The 22,097-nt window shown below is 71.9% G+C and carries 21 protein-coding genes; 15 read left to right on the top strand and 6 right to left on the bottom strand.

Translation table 11 applies throughout. The annotated features are described in order from the left end of the window. Positions 1-54: 54 nt before the first annotated feature. Together OG393_RS06790 and OG393_RS06785 are read right to left on the bottom strand one after the other, a co-directional pair. Positions 55-1,362, bottom strand: coding sequence for a D-arabinono-1,4-lactone oxidase (locus OG393_RS06790; RefSeq protein ID WP_327378333.1), 1,308 nt, complete (start codon positions 1,360-1,362; stop codon positions 55-57). Next, positions 1,343-2,596 (bottom strand): MFS transporter, encoded by a 1,254-nt coding sequence (locus OG393_RS06785; RefSeq protein WP_327373720.1) that lies wholly within the window; start codon positions 2,594-2,596, stop codon positions 1,343-1,345. The genes OG393_RS06790 and OG393_RS06785 overlap by 20 nt, the downstream gene beginning before the upstream one ends. A gap of 133 nt (positions 2,597-2,729) precedes the next feature. On the opposite strand from OG393_RS06785, the gene OG393_RS06780 reads away from it, so the two are divergent. Next, the gene (locus tag OG393_RS06780; RefSeq protein WP_327373719.1) at positions 2,730-3,857 is read left to right on the top strand and encodes a ferrochelatase; all 1,128 of its coding nucleotides are present in this window, start codon (positions 2,730-2,732) and stop codon (positions 3,855-3,857) included. Positions 3,858-3,926: 69 nt separating this feature from the next. After that, on the top strand, positions 3,927-4,736 hold the full coding sequence (locus OG393_RS06775; RefSeq protein ID WP_327378332.1) for an inositol monophosphatase family protein: 810 nt from the start codon (positions 3,927-3,929) through the stop codon (positions 4,734-4,736). Between the two features lie 225 nt (positions 4,737-4,961). Here the strand turns inward: OG393_RS06775 and OG393_RS06770 are convergent, their stop codons facing one another. Continuing rightward, positions 4,962-5,135 carry a hypothetical protein gene (locus OG393_RS06770; protein ID WP_327373718.1) on the bottom strand — a complete coding sequence of 58 codons (174 nt, stop codon included), beginning with the start codon at positions 5,133-5,135 and terminating at the stop codon, positions 4,962-4,964. 400 nt (positions 5,136-5,535) lie between these two features. On the opposite strand from OG393_RS06770, the gene OG393_RS06765 reads away from it, so the two are divergent. From OG393_RS06765 to OG393_RS06750, 4 genes are all read left to right on the top strand, one after another. Then, entirely contained in the window at positions 5,536-6,189 is a 654-nt protein-coding gene (locus tag OG393_RS06765; protein WP_327373717.1) for a response regulator transcription factor, read from the top strand. 4 nt (positions 6,190-6,193) lie between these two features. After that, positions 6,194-7,420, top strand: coding sequence for a sensor histidine kinase (locus tag OG393_RS06760; RefSeq protein WP_327373716.1), 1,227 nt, complete (start codon positions 6,194-6,196; stop codon positions 7,418-7,420). A 394-nt stretch (positions 7,421-7,814) separates the two neighbouring features. After that, a complete protein-coding gene (locus OG393_RS06755; protein ID WP_003955561.1) occupies positions 7,815-8,111 on the top strand; it encodes a DUF4193 domain-containing protein in 297 nt (98 codons plus the stop codon). 12 nt (positions 8,112-8,123) lie between these two features. After that, positions 8,124-9,095 carry a hypothetical protein gene (locus OG393_RS06750; protein WP_327373715.1) on the top strand — a complete coding sequence of 324 codons (972 nt, stop codon included), beginning with the start codon at positions 8,124-8,126 and terminating at the stop codon, positions 9,093-9,095. A gap of 87 nt (positions 9,096-9,182) precedes the next feature. On the opposite strand, the gene OG393_RS06745 is transcribed toward OG393_RS06750, so the two are convergent. Then, positions 9,183-9,656 (bottom strand): DUF3093 domain-containing protein, encoded by a 474-nt coding sequence (locus OG393_RS06745; RefSeq protein WP_327373714.1) that lies wholly within the window; start codon positions 9,654-9,656, stop codon positions 9,183-9,185. 58 nt (positions 9,657-9,714) lie between these two features. Here OG393_RS06745 and OG393_RS06740 point away from each other — a divergent pair, with 58 nt between their 5' ends. From OG393_RS06740 to OG393_RS06710, 7 genes are all read left to right on the top strand, one after another. Next, a complete protein-coding gene (locus tag OG393_RS06740; RefSeq protein WP_327373713.1) occupies positions 9,715-10,299 on the top strand; it encodes a PaaI family thioesterase in 585 nt (194 codons plus the stop codon). Continuing rightward, complete coding sequence (dut, locus tag OG393_RS06735; RefSeq protein ID WP_327373712.1) at positions 10,299-10,811, top strand: dUTP diphosphatase; 513 nt, start codon at positions 10,299-10,301, stop codon at positions 10,809-10,811. Before OG393_RS06740 ends, dut begins: the two co-directional genes overlap by 1 nt. Position 10,812: 1 nt before the next feature. Beyond that, the gene (locus tag OG393_RS06730) at positions 10,813-11,583 is read left to right on the top strand and encodes a DUF3710 domain-containing protein (RefSeq protein WP_327373711.1); all 771 of its coding nucleotides are present in this window, start codon (positions 10,813-10,815) and stop codon (positions 11,581-11,583) included. A gap of 476 nt (positions 11,584-12,059) precedes the next feature. Further along, positions 12,060-14,618: an ATP-binding protein gene (locus OG393_RS06725; protein WP_327373710.1), complete on the top strand. Its 2,559-nt coding sequence runs from the start codon at positions 12,060-12,062 to the stop codon at positions 14,616-14,618. A gap of 152 nt (positions 14,619-14,770) precedes the next feature. Further along, the gene (locus OG393_RS06720; RefSeq protein WP_327373709.1) at positions 14,771-15,457 is read left to right on the top strand and encodes a response regulator; all 687 of its coding nucleotides are present in this window, start codon (positions 14,771-14,773) and stop codon (positions 15,455-15,457) included. An 89-nt stretch (positions 15,458-15,546) separates the two neighbouring features. Continuing rightward, on the top strand, positions 15,547-15,945 hold the full coding sequence (locus tag OG393_RS06715) for an OB-fold nucleic acid binding domain-containing protein (protein ID WP_327373708.1): 399 nt from the start codon (positions 15,547-15,549) through the stop codon (positions 15,943-15,945). A 3-nt stretch (positions 15,946-15,948) separates the two neighbouring features. Beyond that, entirely contained in the window at positions 15,949-16,695 is a 747-nt protein-coding gene (locus OG393_RS06710; RefSeq protein ID WP_327373707.1) for a DUF3159 domain-containing protein, read from the top strand. A gap of 241 nt (positions 16,696-16,936) precedes the next feature. Here OG393_RS06710 and OG393_RS06705 read toward each other — a convergent pair whose 3' ends face one another. Both OG393_RS06705 and OG393_RS06700 read right to left on the bottom strand, forming a co-directional pair. Continuing rightward, positions 16,937-17,620: a potassium channel family protein gene (locus tag OG393_RS06705; RefSeq protein ID WP_327373706.1), complete on the bottom strand. Its 684-nt coding sequence runs from the start codon at positions 17,618-17,620 to the stop codon at positions 16,937-16,939. Then, positions 17,620-18,288 (bottom strand): potassium channel family protein, encoded by a 669-nt coding sequence (locus OG393_RS06700; protein WP_327373705.1) that lies wholly within the window; start codon positions 18,286-18,288, stop codon positions 17,620-17,622. The genes OG393_RS06705 and OG393_RS06700 overlap by 1 nt, the downstream gene beginning before the upstream one ends. A gap of 234 nt (positions 18,289-18,522) precedes the next feature. Between OG393_RS06700 and OG393_RS06695 the strand changes: the two genes are divergently transcribed. Next, positions 18,523-20,571: an APC family permease gene (locus tag OG393_RS06695; RefSeq protein ID WP_327373704.1), complete on the top strand. Its 2,049-nt coding sequence runs from the start codon at positions 18,523-18,525 to the stop codon at positions 20,569-20,571. A gap of 103 nt (positions 20,572-20,674) precedes the next feature. Next, positions 20,675-22,003 carry a class I SAM-dependent RNA methyltransferase gene (locus OG393_RS06690; RefSeq protein ID WP_327373703.1) on the top strand — a complete coding sequence of 443 codons (1,329 nt, stop codon included), beginning with the start codon at positions 20,675-20,677 and terminating at the stop codon, positions 22,001-22,003. The last annotated feature ends 94 nt before the right edge of the window (positions 22,004-22,097 follow it).

The following is a 22,097-nucleotide window of genomic DNA, read 5'->3' as shown; positions in this document are numbered from 1 at the left end:
TACGCGAAGCCCGCGTCCGTGCGGTGCCGCCCGTCCGTGCGCTGCCGCACGGCGTCAGTCGCCCAGCACCCGTCGCAGGTAGTCGTTGGCGAAGAGCCGGTCCGGGTCCAGCCGGTCGCGGAGCGCCGTGAACTCGGCGAAGCGCGGGTACACCTCCGCGAGGTGCCCGGCGTCCCGGGTGTGCACCTTGCCCCAGTGGGGCCGGCCGCCGTGCGCCGTCATGATGCGTTCCACCGCCGTGAAGTAGGCGCGATGCGGCGTGCCCTTGTAGAGGTGGACCGCGACGTACGCGGTCTCCCGGCCCGAGGCCGTCGACAGCGGGATGTCGTCCGCCGGGGCCGTGCGCACCTCCACCGGGAAACTCACCTTCAGCGGGGAGCGCTCGATCATCGCCTTGACCTCACGCAGTGCCGACACGGCCGCCTCGCGCGGCAGCGCGTACTCCATCTCCATGAAGCGCACCCGGCGTGGCGAGGTGAACACCTTGTAGGGGATGTCGGTGTAGGTGCGGGCCGACAGCGCGCGGCTGGAGATCTTGGCGACGGAGGGGATGACCGGCGGTACCGCGCGGCCCAGCGAGCAGGCGAGCTGGAAGACCCCGTTGGAGAGGAACTCGTCCTCGATCCAGCCGCTGAACCTTCCGGTCGGGGCGGCGGGTCCCGCGCTGCGGTTGTTGCGCTTGGTGTTGCAGTTGTCCGTGTGGGGGAACCAGTAGAACTCGAAGTGCTCGTTCTCCGCGTGCAGCGCGTCGAACTCCGAGGTGACCCGGTCGAAGGCCATCGGCTCCTCGCGTGCGTTGAGCAGGAAGAGGGGCTCCACCGCGAAGGTGAGGGCCGTGATCACACCGAGCGCGCCGAGTCCGATCCGCGCGGCGGCGAAGAGCGCGCGCTCCTCGTCGTTCCCCTGCTCCGAGCAGGTCAGCACTCGGCCGTCCGCCGTGACCAGCTCCAGTTCACGGATCTGGGCGGCGAGCGAGGCGGAGTCGCGGCCCGTGCCGTGGGTGCCCGTCGAGGTGGCCCCGGCGACCGTCTGCGCCATGATGTCGCCCATGTTCGTGAGCGACAGGCCCTCCCGGGCCAGTGCCGCGTTCAGCCGTTCGAGCGGTGTGCCCGACTCCACCGTGACGGTCATCGCCTCCCGGTCGATCCGCCGGATGCCGGCCAGCAGGTGAGGGCGGATCAGCAGGCCGTCCGTGGCGGCGATCGCCGTGAAGGAGTGGCCGGTGCCGACCGACTTCACCCGCAGCCCGTCCCCGGCCGCCTTGGTGACCGCCTCGGCCAGCTCCTCGGCCGACGCGGGGCTCACCTCCCGCACGGGACGCGAGGTGACGTTCCCCGCCCAGTTACGCCACGGGCTGCTCATCGTCCTGGTGCTTCGCTTCGTGGTCCCGCTCACGCTGCCCCTCCCCAGTCGGCACCGGCTTGCGCAGCCGGCGATACCCCAGGAGACCCACCACGACCGCGGCGGCGCCCGAGACCACGGGCACCACGTACCCCGCCTCCGCACCCCGGGCGTCGACCACCCAGCCGGCGGCCGAGGAGCCGAGTGCCACACCGATCGCGAGCCCGGTACCCGTCCAGGTCATGCCCTCGGTCAGTTTGGTGCGCGGTACGTGCGCTTCGACGAGGGCCATCGTGGTCACCATCGTCGGTGCGATGGACAGGCCCGCGACAAAGAGCGCCACGGCCAGAAACGGCAGGTTCCCGGCCAGTAGGAGGGGGATCATACTCACGGCCGTCGTGCAGACGCCCAGCAGCCATCGCCGGGACGGCTCGCCCGCGAGGTGGAGCAGTCCGAAGACCGCGCCCGCCAGACAGGAGCCGAGCGCGTACACGGCGAGGACCAGGCTGGCGGCGGCCTTGTGTCCCCGCTCCTCGGCGAAGGCCACCGTCACCACGTCGATCGAGCCGAAGATCGCGCCGGTGGCGACGAAGGCGAGGGCGAGGACCCGGAGGCCGGGGGAACGCAGCGCGGAGCCGCCGGAGCCGGGGGTGCGCGGGTGCGGCGGGGGCTCGGTGGCGCGCAGCGAGGTCAGCCAGAAGACGCCGACGGCCAGGAAGACCGCGGCGACCAGCGGCCCGGCCTCGGGGAACCACGCGGTCGACAGCCCGATCGAGATGATCGGGCCGAAGATGAAGCAGACCTCGTCGACGATCGACTCCCATGAGTACGCGGTGTGCAGCCGACGGGCCTCCCCCCGGTAGATCCCCGCCCAGCGGGCCCGGGTCATGGCACCGAGGCTCGGCACGCAGCCGATCAGGGCCGTGAAGGCGAAGAGCGTCCAGTCCGGCGCGCCTCCCTGGACACAGAGCAGCAGTCCGGTGGCCGCGGCCAGGGCGACCAGCGTCACCGGGCGCAGCACCCGCCGCTGGCCGTGGCGGTCGACCAGCCGGGACACCTGCGGGCCCAGCGCGGCGGCGGACATGGCCAGCGTCGCTGCCAGCGCCCCGGCGAGACCGTAGCGCCCGGTGACCTGCGAGATCATGGTCACGATGCCGATGCCCATCATGGACAGCGGCATCCTGCCGACGAAACCGGCCACTGAGAAGGAAGCGGTGCCGGGCGCCGCGAAGATCGCGCGATACGGACTGGGCAAGGGGGTCTCCGGGCATCTGCTCAACAGGTGTAATTAATAGCTAAAGCCTACGGTGTTGAAGTGCGTGCGACCAGCGGACTTTTCGGACGGGCCGCGCCCTCGGCCGCGATCGGCTGGTGGGAAGATCGGTGCCATGTCCGATCAGCGTGATCCCGCCCCGTACGACGCCCTTCTGCTGCTCTCCTTCGGCGGCCCCGAGGGCCCGGACGACGTGGTCCCGTTCCTGGAGAACGTGACCCGCGGCCGAGGAATCCCGAAGGAACGGCTGAAAGAGGTGGGGCAGCACTACTTCCTCTTCGGCGGCGTCAGCCCCATCAACGGCCAGAACCGCGCGCTGCTGGCCGCGCTGCGGGACGACTTCGCGCGGGCCGGTCTCGACCTGCCGGTCTACTGGGGCAACCGGAACTGGGCGCCGTACCTCACCGACACCCTGCGGGAGATGATCACCGACGGCCGGCGCCACATCGCCGTGCTCACCACCAGCGCCTACGCCTCCTACTCCGGCTGCCGCCAGTACCGTGAGAACCTCGCCGACGCGCTCTCCACGCTCGAGGCCGAGGGCCTTCCGCTGCCCCGCGTCGACAAGCTGCGGCACTACTTCAACCACCCCGGGTTCATCGAGCCCATGGTGGAGGGTGTACTCGCCTCGCTCGCCGAACTCGACGCGTCCGTCCGCGCCCGCGCCCACCTCGCCTTCACCACGCACTCCATCCCGGACTCGGCGGCCGACTCCTCGGGACCGGCCGCGGGACACGGCGAGGGCGGGGCCTACGTCAGGCAGCACCTCGACGTGGCCCGGGTGGTCGCCGACGCGGTCCGTGAACGGACCGGAGTCGAGCACCCCTGGCGGCTCGTGTACCAGTCCCGTAGCGGCGCCCCGCACATCCCGTGGCTGGAACCCGACATCTGCGAGCACCTGGAGGAGCTCCACGCGGCCGGGGCCCCGGCCGCCGTCATGGTTCCGATCGGCTTCGTCTCGGACCACATGGAGGTCCTCTACGACCTCGACACCGAGGCCACCGCCAGGGCCGCGGAGCTGGGACTCCCGGTACGGCGTTCGGCGACCGTCGGCGCCGATCCCCGGTTCGCCGGAGCCGTGCGCGACCTGGTCCTGGAGCGCGCGGCGGCCGAGCGCGGCATCCGCACCGACCGCTGCGCCCTCGGCACCCTCGGACCCTCCCACGACCTCTGCCCGATCGGCTGCTGCCCGGCGCGGGCGGACCGTCCCGCGGCGGCCGGCGCCGACAGCCCGTACGCCTGAGGAGAACCCGTGAACGACTCCACGACCCCCGACTCCACGACCCCCGACTCCACGACCCCGGTGCCGGCGGTGGCCGGCGCCGCGGACCCGGCGGCGGCGGAGCTGCTCGGCCTGGCCCTGGAGGCCGGTCGTCGGGCCGGCGCGCTGCTGCGCGACGGCCGGCCCGACGACCTCGCCGTCGCCGCGACCAAGTCCAGCCCGATCGACGTGGTCACCGAGATGGACATCGCCGCCGAGAAGCTGATCACCGGCTTCCTCGCCGAGCGCCGCCCCGACGACGGCTTCCTGGGCGAGGAAGGCGCCGCCACCCCCGGCACCAGCGGCGTGCGCTGGGTGATCGACCCGCTCGACGGCACCGTGAACTATCTCTACGGCCTGCCCACCTGGGCGGTCTCCATCGCCGCCGAACGAGACGGGGAGGCCGTCGTCGGAGTGGTGGTGGCCCCGCTGCGCGGGGAGACCTACCACGCGGTGCTCGGAGGCGGCGCGTTCCTCGGCGAGCGCCGCCTCGCCGCACGCCCGGCGCCCCCGCTGGACCAGGCGCTGATCGGCACCGGATTCGCCTACGTGCAGGCACGCCGGGCCCACCAGGCCGCTGTCGCCCAGCGGATGATCCCCCGCCTGCGGGACATCCGCCGCGGCGGCTCCGCGGCGATCGACCTCTGCGATGTCGCCGCGGGCCGGCTGGACGGCTACTACGAGCGGGGCCTCAACCCCTGGGACCTCGCCGCGGGCGAGCTGATCGCCCGCGAGGCGGGCTGCCTGACCGGGGGACGTCCTGGCGAGCCCGCCTCGGGCGACCTGACGGTCGCCGCCTCGCCGGGTGTCTTCGAGCCGCTCCAGGCGCTCCTGGAGGAGTACGGCGCCTGGCACGACTGAGAGCCGGTCGGTCGAAGGCCATCCGACAGGCTCTGGGACACGTTCGGCGTGCCGTGCCGGGCCCGGACCCGCCACGGCACACCGGAAGCGGCCGTGCGGCGCCGCAGGCCGCTTCCCGGACCGGCGGACGCCCGCGCCCGGACGGACCCGGTTCGCGCACCCGGCCGAAACGAAGGGGCTCCCGTGCCGATGACGGCACGGGAGCCCCTTGAGGCCGGTCCGGGATCAGGCGCAGGCCGCGCCGACCTCCACGCCGTGCTCGGCGGCCAGGCGGTGCAGGTCTTCGAGCTCAGCCTGCTCGACGTCCGCGAGGAAGTCGTCGCCCGTCTCGCGAGCCCGTGTGAGGTCGGTCTGCGCAGTCCTGATGCGCTGCAGCAGTCCTGCGGTGAAAGCGTCCATCGTGTGCCCCCTCGTCATGGGTCGGTGGCACGGGTGTGCCGAGGGTGGGTGGATCACACGCTGCAAACCTCTGGGGGACAGAACGGCTTGTGGCGTGCCACATACAGGGCGTGATCACGGGGTGTGCAGTCGTCCTCCCCAAGCCCTTCCGCACGGAAACCTCAACTGGCCCGTGAATCAGGTGAATTCTTCGCGCGCCCCTTTTCACCCCCGAAGCGCGCCCGCACTCCCCCTCTTCCCGGCAGGGCCCCCGGCGGGCCACGGCAGAGGCGCCCGCAGCCCGCCTTACAGCCGGTTTACGCGCGTTCGGGGCAGGATGGACACGCACAGTCAGTGCCCAGCACCGCCCGGTCCGCGCCCTTCGCGCACAGGATCAGGGCTCTCAGGAAGGACTTGCCCCGTGCGCGTACTCGTCGTCGAGGACGAGCAACTGCTCGCCGATGCGGTGGCCACCGGACTGCGCCGGGAGGCCATGGCCGTCGACGTCGTGTACGACGGCGCCGCGGCCCTGGAGCGCATCGGCGTCAACGACTACGACGTGGTCGTCCTCGACCGCGACCTGCCGCTGGTCCACGGCGACGACGTCTGCCGCAGGATCGTCGAGCTCGGCATGCCCACCCGTGTCCTCATGCTCACCGCCGCGGGCGACGTCAGCGAGCGGGTCGAGGGTCTGGAGCTGGGCGCCGACGACTACCTGCCCAAGCCCTTCGCGTTCACCGAGCTCACCGCACGCGTCCGGGCCCTCGGCCGGCGCACCACCACGCCGCTGCCGCCCGTCCTGGAGCGCGCCGGCATCAAGCTCGACCCCAACCGCCGCGAGGTCTTCCGTGACGGCAGGGAGGTCCAGCTCGCTCCGAAGGAGTTCGCCGTCCTGGAGGTCCTCATGCGCAGCGAAGGCGCCGTCGTCTCGGCCGAGCAGCTCCTGGAGAAGGCATGGGACGAGAACACCGACCCCTTCACCAACGTCGTACGGGTCACGGTGATGACCCTGCGCCGCAAGCTCGGCGAGCCCCCGGTCATCGTCACCGTGCCCGGCTCCGGCTACCGGATCTGACGCCGTGCCCGCGACCCCCGCGCCCCCCCAGACGCCCCCGAAGCCGACCTGGGACCCACGTGACCCGGTCCGGCCGCTGCTGCGCCCGACGATCCGGATACGGCTCACGCTGCTCTACGGCGGCATGTTCCTGATCGCCGGCATCCTGCTGCTGTCGATCATCTACCTGCTCGCGGCACAGGCCCTGCACATCGGCAGCGACCTGCCGTTCAAGATCGTGGAGGGCAAGGTCACCAGCGAGGTCTGCAACTTCCCGAGCGAGGCGCAGCCGGACGTGTTCAACGCGGCGATGAACGCGTGTGTGAACACGCAGCGCCAGCACGCGCTGGACGACCTGCTGCGCCGTTCGCTGTTCGCCCTCCTCGGGCTCAGCATCATCGCCTTCGCCTTCGGCTACGCCATGGCGGGCCGCGTCCTCGCGCCGCTCGGCCGGATCACCCGGACCGCCCGCCAGGTGGCCGGTTCCGACCTGACCCGGCGGATCGAGCTGGACGGCCCCGACGACGAGCTGAAGGAGCTCGCGGACACCTTCGACGAGATGCTGGACCGTCTGGAGCGGGCGTTCACCGCCCAGCAGCGGTTCGTGGCCAACGCCTCGCACGAACTGCGCACCCCGCTGGCGATCAACCGGACGCTCCTGGAGGTGCACCTCTCGGACCCCGGGGCGCCGGTGGAGCTCCAGCAGCTCGGCAAGACGCTGCTGGCCACCAACGAGCGCAGCGAGCAGCTGGTCGAGGGCCTCCTGCTCCTCGCCCGCAGCGACAACGAGGTCGTCGAGCGCAAGCAGGTGGACCTCGCCGAGGTCGCCACCCGCGCCATCGACCAGGTGCACGCCGAGGCCGAGGCCAAGGGGGTCGAGATCCGCGGCGCGCGGGAACCCGTCGTCGTGCCCGGCAACGGGGTCCTGCTGGAACGGATCGCCCTGAACCTGGTCCAGAACGCGGTGCGCTACAACGTCCCGGAGGACGGCTGGGTCGAGGTCACCACGGAGGTCCTGCACGGCCAGGCGGTCATGGTGGTATCGAACACGGGTCCCGTGGTTCCCGCGTACGAGATCGACAACCTGTTCGAGCCGTTCAGACGGCTGCGGACGGAGCGGACCGGCAGTGACAAGGGGGTCGGGCTCGGCCTGTCGATCGCCCGTTCCGTCGCGCGGGCCCACGGCGGCCGTATCATCGCGGAGCCTCGTGAGGGCGGTGGTCTCGTGATGCGTGTCACTCTTCCGATCTGACACACTTCGGGTACCAGCCGCTTCTGTTCGCTTTGCGCGGAATTTTCAGGACCCGTTCCTGAGGCGCCCCTGTGTGATCGATCACAGGGCCGCAGGCCGGTCATCCACTCTCCGTGATCGAGAATTCCGGTGGAAAACCGGGAAAAGTCCGGGTTTCCGGGGTCTTGGATGACGGGAAGTACACGGGGTGGCGCCCGTGAAGGACGGCAGGTGGACCGTGTACGGTCCGCTTCGCCACCCAAAGCCGATCACTCGCGAGAGGACGGATTGGGTGTCGATTGAGTAACAGACCTTGATGTGAGGCAAAATCTCCGCCTCGGGTCGGGCACAAGTCCGGCCTCTCACGCGTTACGTGCGCTGGAGACACCGCAACCACCCAGAGGGGGAGAGCGACATGGCAACGGATTACGACACCCCACGCAAGACCGATGACGACGTCGATTCGGACAGCCTTGAGGAACTGAAGGCCCGCCGGAACGACAAGTCCACCTCGACGGTCGACGTCGACGAGTTCGAGGCCGCCGAGGGCCTGGAGCTGCCCGGCGCGGACCTGTCCAACGAAGAGCTCGCCGTACGCGTCCTGCCGAAGCAGGCCGACGAGTTCACCTGCATGAGCTGCTTCCTCGTGCACCACCGCAGCCAGCTGGCGCGGGAGAAGAACGGTCAGCCGATCTGCCGCGACTGCGACTGAGACCGGTCGGCCGTGGCAGGCGACACACCGTCTCGGAAGCGGCGCTTCCGGCTCCCTGGGAGGCCGGAGGCGTACCAGGGCGGCTCCGGCACGGCGGAGGGTGTCCAGGAGACCCCCGAAGCCGACTCCGCCCTCCTGCCCGTCCCCGGCGCACGTGACGACGGGCGAGGCCGACCGGCCTCGCTCGAAGCAGCCACGACGCCGGAACCGGACGCACCGCGCGGCAGGCGTCTCGACGCCGTCAGGCGCGCCGCCGACCCGGACCACACCCGGCCGGACCGGGCCGGTCCCGACCGCGCCCGCATGGACGCCGTCAAACGCGGAGTGAGGCGCGGCGGCGAGAGTGCCAAGGCCGGCATCGGCTACCTCGCCGACCGGCTGATCGAGCTCGCTCCGCGGATTCCCGTACGGGACCTGGCGACGCTGCGCAAGCACTTCCCCGGGCTCGGCCCCGAGCAGATCGCCGACAAGCTCGTGACCGGCGCGACCAACGCCAGCTCGACCATCGGCGCCGGCATCGGCGCCGCCGCCATGCTGCCCGTACCCCCCGCGATGCCCGCCGAACTGGCCGCGGAGATCACCGGCGTCGCGGCGGTCGAGCTGAAACTGATCGCCGAACTGCACGAGGTCTACGGCCTGCGGCCCCCCGGCTCGCTCACCCAGCGCTCGACGGCCTACCTGACGTCCTGGGCGGAGGAACGGGGCATCGACCCCGCCCGGCCGACCACCGTCAACGCGGCGCTCGGCGGGCAGCTCAAGCGCGAACTCCGCCAGCAGATCATGAAGCGCATGGTGCGCAACCTGCCCAACCTCATGCCGTTCATGGTCGGAGCCGCCGTCGGTGCGGTGATGAACCGGCGCGACACCAGGAAAGTCGCCGCGCGCATCCGCAAGGACCTGCGGAACCGCCGGATCCCCTGGGAGGACCTCGAAGGACTGCCGCCGCTGGAGCAGCCCGAGCGCCCCGAGGAGATCGGCTACTGAGGTCCGCCCCGCCCCCTCCCGTGGACGCGGGACGGCGCCACCGGACACCAGGCCGCTCAGACCTCCGCGCCCCCGGCCCGAAGCCGCTCAGGCCTCAGCGCGGACGGCCTCCAGCGCAGCGGCCAGACCCCGCGGGTCCCGGCTGGACAGGTAGACGTACGGCGTCGGGTCCGCCGGGTCGGTGACCTCCACCCGGACCGCCGTCGGGACGTAACTCCGCAGCAGCATGAAGGCCCGCGGGTCCGCCTTGAAGCTGCGCCAGGCACGTGCCTCCTCCGCGTCCAGAACCTCCGGAGTCCCCAGCGCCGAGACCGGGATCCGCGCGTCCCCGGCGACCAGGGAACCGGCCACCACCCTGATCCGCGCCGAGCCGTACGACGAGACCACCACGGCCGCCGCCGCTGCCACGGCGATCAGGCCGCCGAGCATCGGAACCGTGCCCAGCGGGAACATCACCAGACCGCCGGAGAGAGCCAGCAGAGCCACGATCGCCCACCACGAGAGAGGGGCGGTCAGACGTTCGTCGAAGCGCGGCACGGAGGACGGTGCGGAAGGCTGCATGCCTCCAAGCTTGGCACGGCGCGACCCGCCCCCACCCGCGCGGGTAAGGTCTGCGGCTGTGACTGCAACATCTGCCGCCCTCACCCCGCCGGCCGACGCCATACCGCCGGTACGCCACCCCGACGCGCCCGCCCCCGGCGAGCTGCTCGGCGCGCACTACGAGCACTGCTTCGGGTGCGGCGGCGGGCAGCCCCACGGACTCCACCTCGCGGCCCGGGCCGGCGAGGGCGTGACCGTCACCGCCGAGTTCACCGTGACCCCCGACCACCAGGGCGCCCCCGGCCTCGCGCACGGCGGGGTCCTCGCCACCGCGCTCGACGAGACGCTCGGCTCCCTGAACTGGCTGCTGCGGGTGATCGCGGTCACCGGACGCCTGGAGACCGACTTCGCACGGCCGGTGCCGGTCGGCACCGCGCTGCACCTGGAGGCCGCGGTCACCGCCGTGCGCGGGCGCAAGATCTACTCGACCGCCACCGGCCGGATCGGCGGGCCCGACGGCCCTGTCGCCGTCCGCGCCGACGCCCTCTTCATCGAGGTCAAGGTCGACCACTTCATCGACAACGGACGCCCGGAGGAGATCCAGGCGGCCATGTCCGACCCCGACCAGGTCCGGCGCTCCCGCGCCTTCGAGGTGAACCCCTGATGCGCGATCCCGTAGACGTACTCATCCGGCGGGTCGACCCCGACGTGCCGCTCCCGGCCTACGGCCACCCCGGCGACGCCGGCGCCGACCTCGTCACCACCGAGGCGGCCGTCCTGGCCCCCGGTGAGCGGGCCGTGCTCCCCACCGGGATCTCGGTCGCGCTGCCCGACGGGTACGCGGCCTTCGTGCACCCGCGCTCCGGCCTGGCCGCCCGCTGCGGAGTAGCCCTCGTGAATGCCCCCGGCACAGTGGATGCCGGGTACCGTGGAGAGATCAAGGTGATCGTGGTCAATCTCGACCCGCGCGAGAGCGTGCGGTTCGAACGATTCGACAGGATCGCCCAACTTGTCGTCCAGCAGGTCGAGAAGGTGCGCTTCCACGAGGTGGCGGAACTTCCCGGGTCGGCGCGGGCCGAGGCGGGCTTCGGGTCCACCGGCGGCCATGCCGCCGTGGACGGCACCACGGGTGGGAATCGATACGCTTCGGTCGTATCCGACCGGGAAGGACAGTGACGTGTTCGGACGTCGCAAGAAGAGTGGTTCCGCTGGGGACGTGGCGGACGCAGCGGGCGAGGCCGAGCAGGTCGTCGACGAGCTCGACACCGACGACACGGCCGGCGCGTCGCGCCGGATGAACCTTCCGCCCGCTCCCCGGCCCGACGGACCGTGGGACATCTCCGAGGTCTCCAAGCCGGAGGACGGCCGGGTGGACCTCGGCGGCATCTTCGTGCCCGGAGTCGAGGGCATGGAGCTGCGGGTCGAGGTGGCGGGCGACGCGATCGTCGCCGCCACGGTCGTGCTGCGTGACAGCGCCGTGCAGCTGCAGGCGTTCGCCGCGCCCAAGAAGGAAGGCATCTGGGGCGAGGTCCGCGAGGAGATCGCCTCGGGCATCACCCAGCAGGGCGGTGTCATCGACGAGGTCGAGGGTCCGCTGGGCTGGGAGCTGCGCGCCCAGGTGCCGGTGCAGCTGCCCGACGGCACCGGGGGCGTCCAGCTCGTGCGCTTCGTGGGCGTCGACGGGCCCCGCTGGTTCCTGCGCGGAGTGATCTCCGGCCAGGGAGCGGTGCAGCCCGAGGCGGCCGGCCTTCTGGAACAGATCGTCCGGGACACCGTGGTGGTCCGGGGCGAGGGGCCGATGGCCCCCCGTGACCCGATCGTCCTCAAGCTCCCGAACGACGCCCAGATGGTGCCCGAGGGAGTCCAGCAGGAGGAGCAGGAGGGCTCGCGCTTCTCCGGCGGCATGGGCCAGCTGCAGCGCGGCCCGGAGACCACCGAGGTCCGCTGACCCCCGGTGCCCCGCGCGACACCGGGACCCCCGAGGAGAACATCCCCGGCCGGTGGGCCGGTCCCCGTCGCTTCCGCGCGGGGACCGGCCCACCGGTCCTCGTCCCGGTACCCGGCCCGCGAAGCCTGGTCCACCGGTCTCCCGACGGCCCATACTGGCGGGCGGGCATGATCGACGAGGGGGCGCCCCGGACGAGCGAGAGCAGCGCGCGGACCGGCACGGCGGTGACCGAGGACCCGGCCGACGGACCCATGGTCCGGGTCGAGAACCTGCACTGCTCCGTTCCTTCGGCACGGGCGCCGCTGCCGTGCACGCGCTGCGCGGCGTCTCCTTCGAGATCCCCCGTGGCCCCGGGGAACGCGAGGAACGCGCCGCCCTTCTCCTCGCCCTGGTCGGTCTCGCCGACCACGCGGAACAACGCCCCGGCGAACTCTCCCGTCGCCTGACGCCCGGAGCGCCCGGCGTAGGGTCGTGCCATGGGCGGACGCGGCAGGCTACGGATCTACCTCGGGGCGGCCCCGGGCGTCGGCACGACGTACGCGATGCTCTCCGAGGGGCACCGGCGCGTCGGGCACGGCACGGACTGCGTCGTCGCCTGCGCCGAGCACCACGACCGCCCTGGCACGGAGGCCGCGCTGCGCGGACTCGAACAGATCCCGCACCGCCCCCCGGTCCACCGGAGAGCGGCCCCCCACACCGAGATGGACGTGGACGCGGTCCTGGCGAGGAGACCCGCCCTGGCCCTCGTGGACGAACTCGCCCACACCAACGCGCCCGGCGCCCGCAACGGCGCCCGCTGGCAGGACGTGCAGGAGCTGCTCGCCGCCGGCATCGACGTCATATCGACCCTCGACGTCCGGCAGCTGGAATCGCTCGGCGACATCGTGGAGTCGATCACCGGAGCGCCGCAGCGGGAGACCGTTCCCGACGAGATCGTCCGCCGCGCCGACGAGATCGAGCTGGTCGACCTGCCGCCGGAGGCGCTCCGTCACGGCACGACGCAGGGCGGCATCCCCCGGCCGGACCGGGGCGACGCCGCCCACTCCCCGGGTCTCCGGCCCGGCAGCCCGACCGCGCTGCGCGAGCTGGCGCTCCTGTGGACCGCCGGCCGGGTCGGCGAACACCTCCGCCGCCACCGCGGCGAGCACGGCATCCGCGCCACCCGGCAGCCCCCCGAACGGATCGTCGTCGGCCTCTCCGGGGGACCCGAGGGCCGTCCCCTCATCCACCGCGCGGCGCGCCTCGCCGAGAAGTGCGAGGGGGCCGAGGTGCTCGCCGTGCACATCGCGCCCGGCGACGGCGTGAGCGCCGCATCGCCGAAGGAACTGGCGCTTCAGGGCGCCCTGGCGGAGGATCTCGGCGGAACGTTCCACCATGTCGTCGGAGACGACGTCCCCACCGGCCTGCTGGAGTTCGCCCGCGGCGCCGGCGCCACCCGGATCGTCCTCGGCTCCGGGCGCCGGAAGTCCTGGCGGTACGGCTCCGGCCCGGGTGTCGGCAGGAGCGTCGCCCGCGCGTCGGGCCCCGGTCTCGACGTCCACACCGTGCCCCACGGCGAGACGGCCGGGGGACGCGGTCTGCCGGTCGCCCGGGGCGCCCGCCTCGGGCGCTCCCGGATCGTCCTGGGCTGGCTCGTCGGCGTCGCCGGGCCCGCGCTGCTCAGCCTGGTCCTCACCCATGTCGACGCCGACCCCGGCCTCGCCAACGACGTGCTGCTCTTCCTGGCCCTCACCGTCGCCGCCGCCCTCCTCGGCGGGCTGCTGCCCGCCCTGGCCTCGGTGGTCTTCGGCTCCTTCCTCCTCAACTGGTTCTTCACCCCGCCGGTGCACCGGATCGTGATCGCCGACCCCGGCAACATCGTCGCCATCGCCGTCTTCTTCGGTGTCGCCGTGTCCGTGGCCTCGGTGGTCGACCTGGCCGCCCGGCGCACCCAGCAGGCGGCCAGGCTGCGAGCCGAGGCAGAAGTGCTGTCCTCTCTCGCCGGCGGCGTGCTGCGCGGGGAGTCCGGCCTGGAGGCCCTGCTGGAGCGGGGCCGCGAGACCTTCTCCGTGGACTCCGTGGCGCTGCTGGAACGCGTGGGCGACGCCGACCCGTGGACCTGCGTGGCGAGCGTCGGCACGCGACCCGCGGCCCGCCCCGAGGACGCCGACGCGGACATGCCCGTCGGGGACCACCTGGCGCTCGCGCTGACCGGCCGGGTCCTGCCCGCGGAGGACCGCCGGGTCCTCGGGGCCTTCGCCGCCCAGGCCGCGGTGGTACGGGACCGGCAGAGGCTCGTCGGGGAGGCCGAGGAGGCCCGCAAGCTGGCCGAGGGCGACAAGATCCGCACCTCGCTGCTCGCCGCCGTCAGCCATGACCTGCGGACCCCGCTGGCCGCGATCAAGGCGGCGGTCTCCTCGCTGCGATCCGACGACGTCGAGTGGTCCGAGGACGACCGGGCCGAGCTGCTGGCCGGGATCGAGGAGGGCTCGGACCGGCTCGACCACCTCGTGGGGAACCTCCTGGACATGTCCCGGCTCCGGACCGGCACGGTCACTCCGCTGATCCGCGCCGTCGACCTCGACGAGGTGGTGCCCATGGCGCTCGGCGGTGTCCCCGCCGGCAGCGCCCGGCTCGACGTCCCGGAGAGCCTGCCGATGGTCGAGGTCGACAAGGGACTCCTGGAGCGGGCCGTCGCCAACATCGTCGAGAACGCCGTCAAGTACAGTCCGCCCGCGGTGCCGGTCGTGGTCGCCGCCAGCGCACTGGGCGACCGGGTCGAGTTGCGGGTGGTGGACCGCGGGCCGGGGGTGCCCGACGAGAGCAAGGACGGCATTTTCGAACCGTTCCAGCGCTTCGGGGACGCCCCCCGCGGCTCGGGGGTCGGTCTGGGCCTGGCGGTCGCGCGGGGCTTCGCCGAGGCCATGGGCGGCACCGTCACCGCCGAGGACACCCCCGGCGGGGGTCTGACGATGACGCTCTCGCTGAGGGCCGTGCGAGCGAGCCCGCCGCCCGCACCCGTCGGGGAACCGGCCGCGGCCCGGATCGCCCCCTGACGTCGCGGGGAGCCGGCCCGCTCCCGGACGGCCCGCGCGCCGCCCGCCCGGGGCCTGCCTCCGCACGCCGCGTTCCGGCTCCCGCCGCGCGCACGCCCCGGCGGAGGCCACGCCGGGACCCCCCCCAACCCACAGAGAGAAGGACCGCTTCGATGACCCGGGTTCTCGTCGTCGACGACGAGCCGCAGATCGTCCGCGCGCTGGTGCTCAACCTCAAGGCCCGGACGTATCAGGTGGACACGGCCTCCGACGGTGCCACCGCCCTCCGGCTCGCCGCCGCGCACCAGCCCGACGTGGTCGTCCTCGACCTGGGCCTCCCCGACCTCGACGGAGTGGAGGTCATCAGACGGCTGCGGGCATGGACCCGGGTGCCGATCCTCGTGCTCTCGGCCCGGCAGACCTCCGACGAGAAGGTCGAGGCGCTCGACGCGGGTGCCGACGACTACGTCACCAAGCCGTTCGGCATGGACGAGCTCCTGGCGCGGCTGCGTGCGGCCGTGCGCCGGGCCGAACCGGTCGGCGGCGGTGAGGGCGACGCCGTACGCGTCGAGACGGCCGGCTTCACCGTCGACCTGGCGGCCAAGAAGGTCCACCGGGACGGGCGCGACGTTCGCCTCACCCCTACCGAGTGGCACCTGCTGGAGGTCCTCGTCCGCAACAGCGGCCGGCTGGTCGGCCAGAAGCGGCTCCTCCAGGAGGTCTGGGGGCCGTCGTACGGCACCGAGACGAACTACCTGCGGGTCTACATGGCGCAGCTGCGGCGCAAACTCGAGGCCGATCCCTCGCACCCGCGCCACTTCGTCACCGAACCGGGCAGGGGGTACCGCTTCGAGCGCTGATTCGAGCGGACGCCCCGGACGGACGGGCCGGCCACGGACGGAACCGAAGGGCCGGTACCCCTCACGAAGGGGGCCGGTACGCTTTCTGTATGAGTGTTGCACCGCGTACAGAGAAGCCGGCCGGGCGCTTCCGGCGGATGCTCGACCGGCTGTCCACCTCCCAGGAGGAACTGGAGTCAGAAGAACTCCAGGAGGACACCCAGGCGTCGGGGTGCACCCGTATCTGCGACTGCTCCGACCGCCAGGTGGTCAAGGTGACTGGTACCTTGCGCACGGTCACCCTCCGTCCGCGGGCCGGCGTGCCGGCGCTGGAGGCCGAGCTGTTCGACGGCACGGCCCCGCTGGACGTGGTGTGGCTGGGCAGGCGGTCCATCGTGGGCATCGAACCGGGCCGCAAGCTCATCGCCTCCGGCCGGATCTCCATGAGCCACGGCCGGCGGGTCCTCTTCAACCCCAAATACGAGCTCCGACCGCTCGGACAGGAGTAGCCGGTGACGTCCCTCGACAAGCCGACCACCGATCAGGCGGCCCAGGACGCCCAGGACGCCCAGGCATCGAAGGAGGTGACCGAGGCCGCGCTCTTCGAGGCCTTCGGCGGCGTGCGCGGGATGGTCGAGACGGTCGTGCCCGGCCTGCTGTTCGTGACGATCTTCACGATCGACAAAAACCTCCACCTCTCGGCGATCGCAGCGCTCGCGGTCTCGCTGGTGCTGGTCGCGGTCCGCCTGATCCGCCGGGACACCGTGAAGCACGCCTTCAGCGGCGTCTTCGGGGTCGCCTTCGGCGTGGTCTTCGCGATGATGACCGGCAACGCCAAGGACTTCTACCTGCCGGGCATGCTGTACACACTGGGCCTGGCCCTCGCCTACATCATCACCACGCTCGCCGGCGTCCCGCTGATCGGCCTCATCCTCGGCCCGGTCTTCAAGGAGAACCTCTCCTGGCGGACCCGCAACCCCGGCCGCAAGAAGGCGTACGCGAAGGCGAGCTGGGCCTGGGGCCTGATCCTCCTCGGCAAGTGCGCGATCCTCTTCCCCATGTACTGGTGGGCCGACACGACCAAGTTCGGCTGGGTCCTGGTCGCCCTGAAGATCCCGCCCTTCCTGCTGGCCGTCTACCTGACCTGGGTCTTCCTCGCGAAGGCGCCGCCCCCGATCGACGTCTTCGCCGAGATGGAGGCGGAGGAGGAGGCCGAGAAGGCCCGCAAGGCGCAGGCCGCGCAGCGACCGGAGGCGTAGAGCCTGTCGGGTGGCCTCTGGCCGGGCGGTCACGCCACTGGCACGCGCGCTGCCGACGTTGCCGGGATACCCCGGTGGCTCCGCTACAGCGGCGTCCGGCGCCTTGGGATCGCACGTACCGGACCGCGTCCGCCTGTCGGTCGAAGGCCACCCGACAGGCACTCTCAGACGCCAAGGAGCCCGGGGAAGCCATTCCGCTTCCCCGGGCCCCTCCGGTCCGTTCCCGGCACCGCCCCTCCCGTCAGGCCGTGCCCGACCCGTCGCCGCTGCGCGCCGACAGCAGGTCCTCCAGCTGCTCCTCACGCGCCTGAGCCGCCACGAACAGCAGCTCGTCACCGGCCTCCAGGGTCTCCTCGGCGGTCGGGGTCAGCACCCGCGAACCGCGGATGATCGTGACCAGCGAGGTGTCCTGGGGCCAGGCCACATCACCCACCGCCGTCCCCGCGATAGCGGACTCCGGCGGCAGCGTCAGCTCCACCAGGTTCGCGTCACCGTGGCTGAAGCGCAGCAGACGGACCAGATCGCCGACGCTCACCGCCTCCTCGACCAGGGCGGACATCAGACGCGGCGTCGACACGGCGACGTCCACACCCCAGGACTCGTTGAAGAGCCACTCGTTCTTCGGGTTGTTCACCCGGGCGACCACGCGCGGCACGCCGTACTCGGTCTTCGCGAGCAGCGACACGACCAGGTTCACCTTGTCGTCACCGGTCGCCGCGATCACCACGTTGCAGCGCTGGAGCGCCGCCTCGTCCAGCGAGGTGATCTCGCAGGCGTCGGCCAGCAGCCACTCCGCCTGGGGCACCCGCTCCACCGAGATGGCGGTCGGCGCCTTGTCGACCAGCAGCACCTCGTGGCCGTTCTCCAGGAGCTCGCCCGCGATGGAACGACCCACCGCACCCGCGCCCGCAATCGCGACACGCATCAGTGACCGCCCTCCTCAGGACCCTCGGCGAAGGCCGCCTCGACCTTGTCGATCTCGTCCGTACGCATCATCACGTGCACGAGGTCGCCCTCCTGAAGCACCGTCTGCGAGGTCGGGAGAATCGCCTCACCCAGCCGGGTGAGAAACGCCACGCGCACCCCCGTCTCCTCCTGGAGCCTGCTGACCTTGTGCCCGATCCAGGCCGGCGAGGTGTGCACCTCTGCCAGCTGGACGCCCCCGCTCGGGTCGCTCCAGAGGGGCTCCGCGCCGGACGGCAGCAGCCGCCGCAGCATCTGGTCGGCGGTCCACCGGACCGTCGCGACGGTCGGGATGCCGAGCCGCTGGTAGACCTCGGCGCGCCGCGGGTCGTAGATCCGGGCGGCCACGTTCTCGATGCCGAACATCTCGCGCGCGACCCGTGCGGCGATGATGTTGGAGTTGTCCCCGCTGCTCACCGCGGCGAAGGCACCGGCCTCCTCGATACCCGCCTCGCGCAGCGTGTCCTGATCGAAGCCCACACCCGTGACGCGCCGTCCGCCGAAGCCGGAGCCCAGACGGCGGAAAGCCGTCGGGTCCTGGTCGACGACCGCGACGGTGTGCCCCTGCTGTTCCAGGGTCTGCGCGAGAGCGGCTCCCACTCGCCCGCAGCCCATGATGACGATGTGCACGTCCCCTTACCCCGCACTCCTGATCGCCTTGCCGACCTGCGAATACACCCTGCCCACAACTTCCCTCGCCCGTCCGGCCCGGGCCACGGCGGGCAACGCCCTACCGTGCTGCCCGCTCCGAGCTTATGCGGCGACGCTGGCCGGGACCTCATCCGAGGTGGTAGGCAGGGAGATTCGGTGCCGATCGGGGGTGCCGGTGGGCGTGGCGGTTTTCGAACGCTTACGATCCTCTGCGTGCCCAAACTGACCGACGTGCCCAAACGGATCCTCATCGGGCGGGCCCTGCGCAGCGACAAGCTCGGGGAAACGCTCCTCCCGAAACGGATCGCCCTCCCCGTCTTCGCCTCCGACCCTCTCTCCTCGGTGGCGTACGCACCCGGTGAGGTGCTGCTCGTCCTCTCCATCGCGGGCCTCTCGGCATACCACTTCAGCCCGTGGATCGCGCTGGCCGTCGTCGTCCTCATGTTCACCGTCGTCGCCTCGTACCGGCAGAACGTCCACGCCTACCCGAGCGGCGGCGGCGACTACGAGGTCGCCACCACCAACCTCGGAGCCAAGGCAGGACTCACCGTGGCGAGCGCCCTGCTCGTCGACTACGTCCTGACCGTCGCCGTCTCCATCGCCTCCGGCATCGAGAACCTCGGCTCGGCCGTCCCGTTCGTCGTCGAGCACAAGGTGCTGTGCGCGGTCGGCGTGATCATCCTGCTGACCCTGATGAACCTGCGCGGGGTGAAGGAGTCGGGCAGCCTCTTCGCCATCCCGACGTACGTCTTCGTCACCGGCGTCTTCATCATGATCGCCTGGGGCGCGTACCGGGGCATCGCCCTCGACGAGACCATGCGGGCGCCCACCGCCGACTTCGAGATCAAGCCCGAGCACCAGGGCCTGGCCGGCTTCGCCCTCGTCTTCCTGCTGCTGCGCGCCTTCTCCTCCGGCTGCGCCGCCCTCACCGGCGTCGAGGCGATCTCCAACGGCGTCCCCGCCTTCCGCAAGCCGAAGTCGAAGAACGCGGCCACCACCCTCGCCCTCATGGGCGGCCTCGCCGTCACGATGTTCTGCGGCATCATCTTCCTGGCCATGGCCACCGACGTACGGATGGCCGAGAAGCCCGCCCAGGACCTGCTCCTCGACGGTGTCCCGGTCGGCGACGGATACGTCCAGGACCCGGTCATCTCCCAGGTCGCCGCCGCCGTCTTCGGAGAAGGCACCTTCCTCTTCGTCGTTCTCGCCGCGGCCACCGCGCTCGTCCTCTTCCTCGCGGCCAACACGGCGTACAACGGCTTCCCGCTCCTCGGCTCGATCCTCGCCCAGGACCGGTACCTGCCCCGACAGCTCCACACCCGCGGAGACCGGCTCGCCTTCTCCAACGGCATCGTGCTGCTGGCCGGCGCCGCCGCGCTGCTCGTGTGGGTCTACGGAGCCGACTCGACCAAGCTGATCCAGCTGTACATCGTCGGTGTCTTCGTGTCCTTCACCCTGAGCCAGATCGGCATGGTGCGGCACTGGAACCGCCACCTGCGCAGCGAGCGGAACACCGCCAAGCGCCGCCGCATGATCCGGTCCCGGGCGATCAACACCTTCGGAGCCTTCTTCACCGGACTCGTCCTCGTCGTCGTCCTCGCCACGAAGTTCACCCACGGCGCCTGGGTCGCCCTGCTCGGCATGGTGATCTTCTACGGGACGATGACGGCGATCCGCCGGCACTACGACTCCGTGGCCGCCGAGATCGCGGCGGCCGAGGAACGCCCCGACGAGTACGTCCGGCCCTCCCGGGTCCGCTCCGTCGTCCTGGTCTCCAAGCTGCACAAGCCGACGCTGCGCGCGCTGGCGTACGCCAAGCTGCTGCACGCCAGCGAGCTGGAAGCGCTCAGTGTCAACGTCGACCCGGCCGAGACCAAGGCGCTCAGGGAGGAGTGGGACCGGCGCGGAATCAACGTACCGCTCAAGATCCTCGACTCGCCGTACCGCGAGATCACCCGGCCGGTCATCGAGTACGTGAAGAACATCCGCCGGGAGAGTCCGCGCGACGCCGTCTCCATCTACATCCCCGAGTACGTCGTCGGTCACTGGTACGAGCACCTGCTGCACAACCAGAGCGCCCTGCGCCTCAAGGGACGGCTGCTGTTCACCCCGGGGGTGATGGTGACCTCGGTGCCGTACCAGCTGCGGTCCTCCGAGGCGGCCCGGAAACGGGCCAGGAAGCGCCAGGACTGGAACGCGCCGGGTTCGGTGCGCCGCGGCCCGGTAGAGAAGCGCGCCAAGGAGACCGCCGCCAAGAACTGACCGCCGCCGAGTACCGAGGGCGTATTCCGTCCTCGCGGGCACGTAGAGTGGTGGGCTGCCGCTTCGGCAGCCCACCACTCTCATTCTCTGGAGTTCCCCCGTCATGCAGAACGCACCTGAGTCGTCGCTCGTCGGGGTGGAGTACGAGGTCGAGGTCGGCCCGGTCGCGCACGGCGGCCACTGCATCGCCCGCACCGAGGAGGGCCGCGTCCTCTTCGTCCGCCACGCCCTCCCGGGCGAACGGGTCGTCGCCAAGGTCACCGAGGGCGAGGAGACCTCCCGTTTCCTGCGCGCCGACGCGATCACCGTCCTGGACGCCTCCAAGGACCGGGTCGAGGCCCCCTGCCCCTTCGCGGGACCCGGCCGCTGCGGCGGCTGCGACTGGCAGCACGCCAAGCCCGGTGCCCAGCGCCGCCTCAAGGGCGAGGTCATCGCCGAGCAGCTGCGGCGCCTCGCCGGGCTCACCCCCGAGGAAGCCGGCTGGGACGGCACCGTCATGCCGGCCGAGGGCGACAAACTCCCGGCGGGCGAGGTCCCGCAGTGGCGCACCCGCGTCCAGTACGCCGTGGACACCGACGGCCACGCGGGCCTGCGGCGGCACCGCTCGCACGAGGTCGAGGTGATCGACCACTGCATGATCGCGGCGCCGGGCGTCTCGGAACTCGGCATCGAGAAGCGCGACTGGGAGGGCATGGCCTCCGTCGAGGCCATCGCCGCCTCCGGTTCCGGGGACCGCCAGGTGGTCCTGACCCCGCGTCCGGGCGCCCAGCTGCCGATCGTCGAGCTCGACAAGCCGGTCTCGATCCTCCGCGTCCACGAGAAGGACGGCTCGGTCCACCGTGTCCACGGCCGCCCCTTCGTGCGCGAGCGCGCCGACGACCGTACCTACCGGGTCGGCAACGGCGGCTTCTGGCAGGTCCACCCGAAGGCCGCCCAGACCCTCGTCCTCGCCGTGATGCAGGGCCTGATGCCCCGCAAGGGCGAGACCGCTCTCGACCTCTACTGCGGCGTCGGACTCTTCGCCGGCGCGATCGCCGACCGTGTGGGCGACCAGGGCGCGGTCGTCGGGATCGAATCCGGCAAGCGCGCGGTCGAGGACGCCCGCCACAACCTGGCCGACTACCCGCGCGTGCGCATCGAGCAGGGCAAGGTCGAGTCCGCCCTCCCGCGCACCCGGATCACCGACGTCGACCTGATCGTCCTCGACCCGCCCCGCGCGGGCGCCGGCAAGCAGACCGTCAAGCACCTCGCGGGCCTGGGCGCGCGCAGGATCGCCTACGTCGCCTGCGACCCGGCCGCCCTGGCCCGTGACATCGCCTACTTCCGCGACGGCGGCTACCGGGTCCGGACGCTGCGGGCGTTCGACCTGTTTCCGATGACCCACCATGTGGAGTGCGTCGCGATCCTTGAGCCGGCCGAAAAGGGCCGTTGACCTGCGGTTTCGCAGTAGTGTCTGCGTGTCTCGACTGACCTTCCCCTCGTAGCGTAGAGGCCGTGACTGCAGGGGAAGTCGGGAGTCATGGCGG

The organism is Streptomyces sp. NBC_01216, from assembly GCF_035994945.1.
GTDB lineage: Bacteria > Actinomycetota > Actinomycetes > Streptomycetales > Streptomycetaceae > Streptomyces.
The sequence above is the reverse complement of the archived record's forward strand: the minus strand, read 5'-3'. Positions and strand labels throughout refer to the sequence as shown.

Coding starts and splice junctions, on each gene's coding strand:
- OG393_RS06790 (WP_327378333.1), bottom strand. CDS start 1,362: ATGAGCAGCCCGTGGCGTAACTGGGCGGGGAACGTCACCTCGCGTCCC.
- OG393_RS06780 (WP_327373719.1), top strand. CDS start 2,730: ATGTCCGATCAGCGTGATCCCGCCCCGTACGACGCCCTTCTGCTGCTC.
- OG393_RS06770 (WP_327373718.1), bottom strand. CDS start 5,135: ATGGACGCTTTCACCGCAGGACTGCTGCAGCGCATCAGGACTGCGCAG.
- OG393_RS06755 (WP_003955561.1), top strand. CDS start 7,815: ATGGCAACGGATTACGACACCCCACGCAAGACCGATGACGACGTCGAT.
- OG393_RS06745 (WP_327373714.1), bottom strand. CDS start 9,656: ATGCAGCCTTCCGCACCGTCCTCCGTGCCGCGCTTCGACGAACGTCTG.
- dut (WP_327373712.1), top strand. CDS start 10,299: ATGCGCGATCCCGTAGACGTACTCATCCGGCGGGTCGACCCCGACGTG.
- OG393_RS06725 (WP_327373710.1), top strand. CDS start 12,060: ATGGGCGGACGCGGCAGGCTACGGATCTACCTCGGGGCGGCCCCGGGC.
- OG393_RS06720 (WP_327373709.1), top strand. CDS start 14,771: ATGACCCGGGTTCTCGTCGTCGACGACGAGCCGCAGATCGTCCGCGCG.
- OG393_RS06715 (WP_327373708.1), top strand. CDS start 15,547: ATGAGTGTTGCACCGCGTACAGAGAAGCCGGCCGGGCGCTTCCGGCGG.
- OG393_RS06705 (WP_327373706.1), bottom strand. CDS start 17,620: ATGCGTGTCGCGATTGCGGGCGCGGGTGCGGTGGGTCGTTCCATCGCG.
- OG393_RS06690 (WP_327373703.1), top strand. CDS start 20,675: ATGCAGAACGCACCTGAGTCGTCGCTCGTCGGGGTGGAGTACGAGGTC.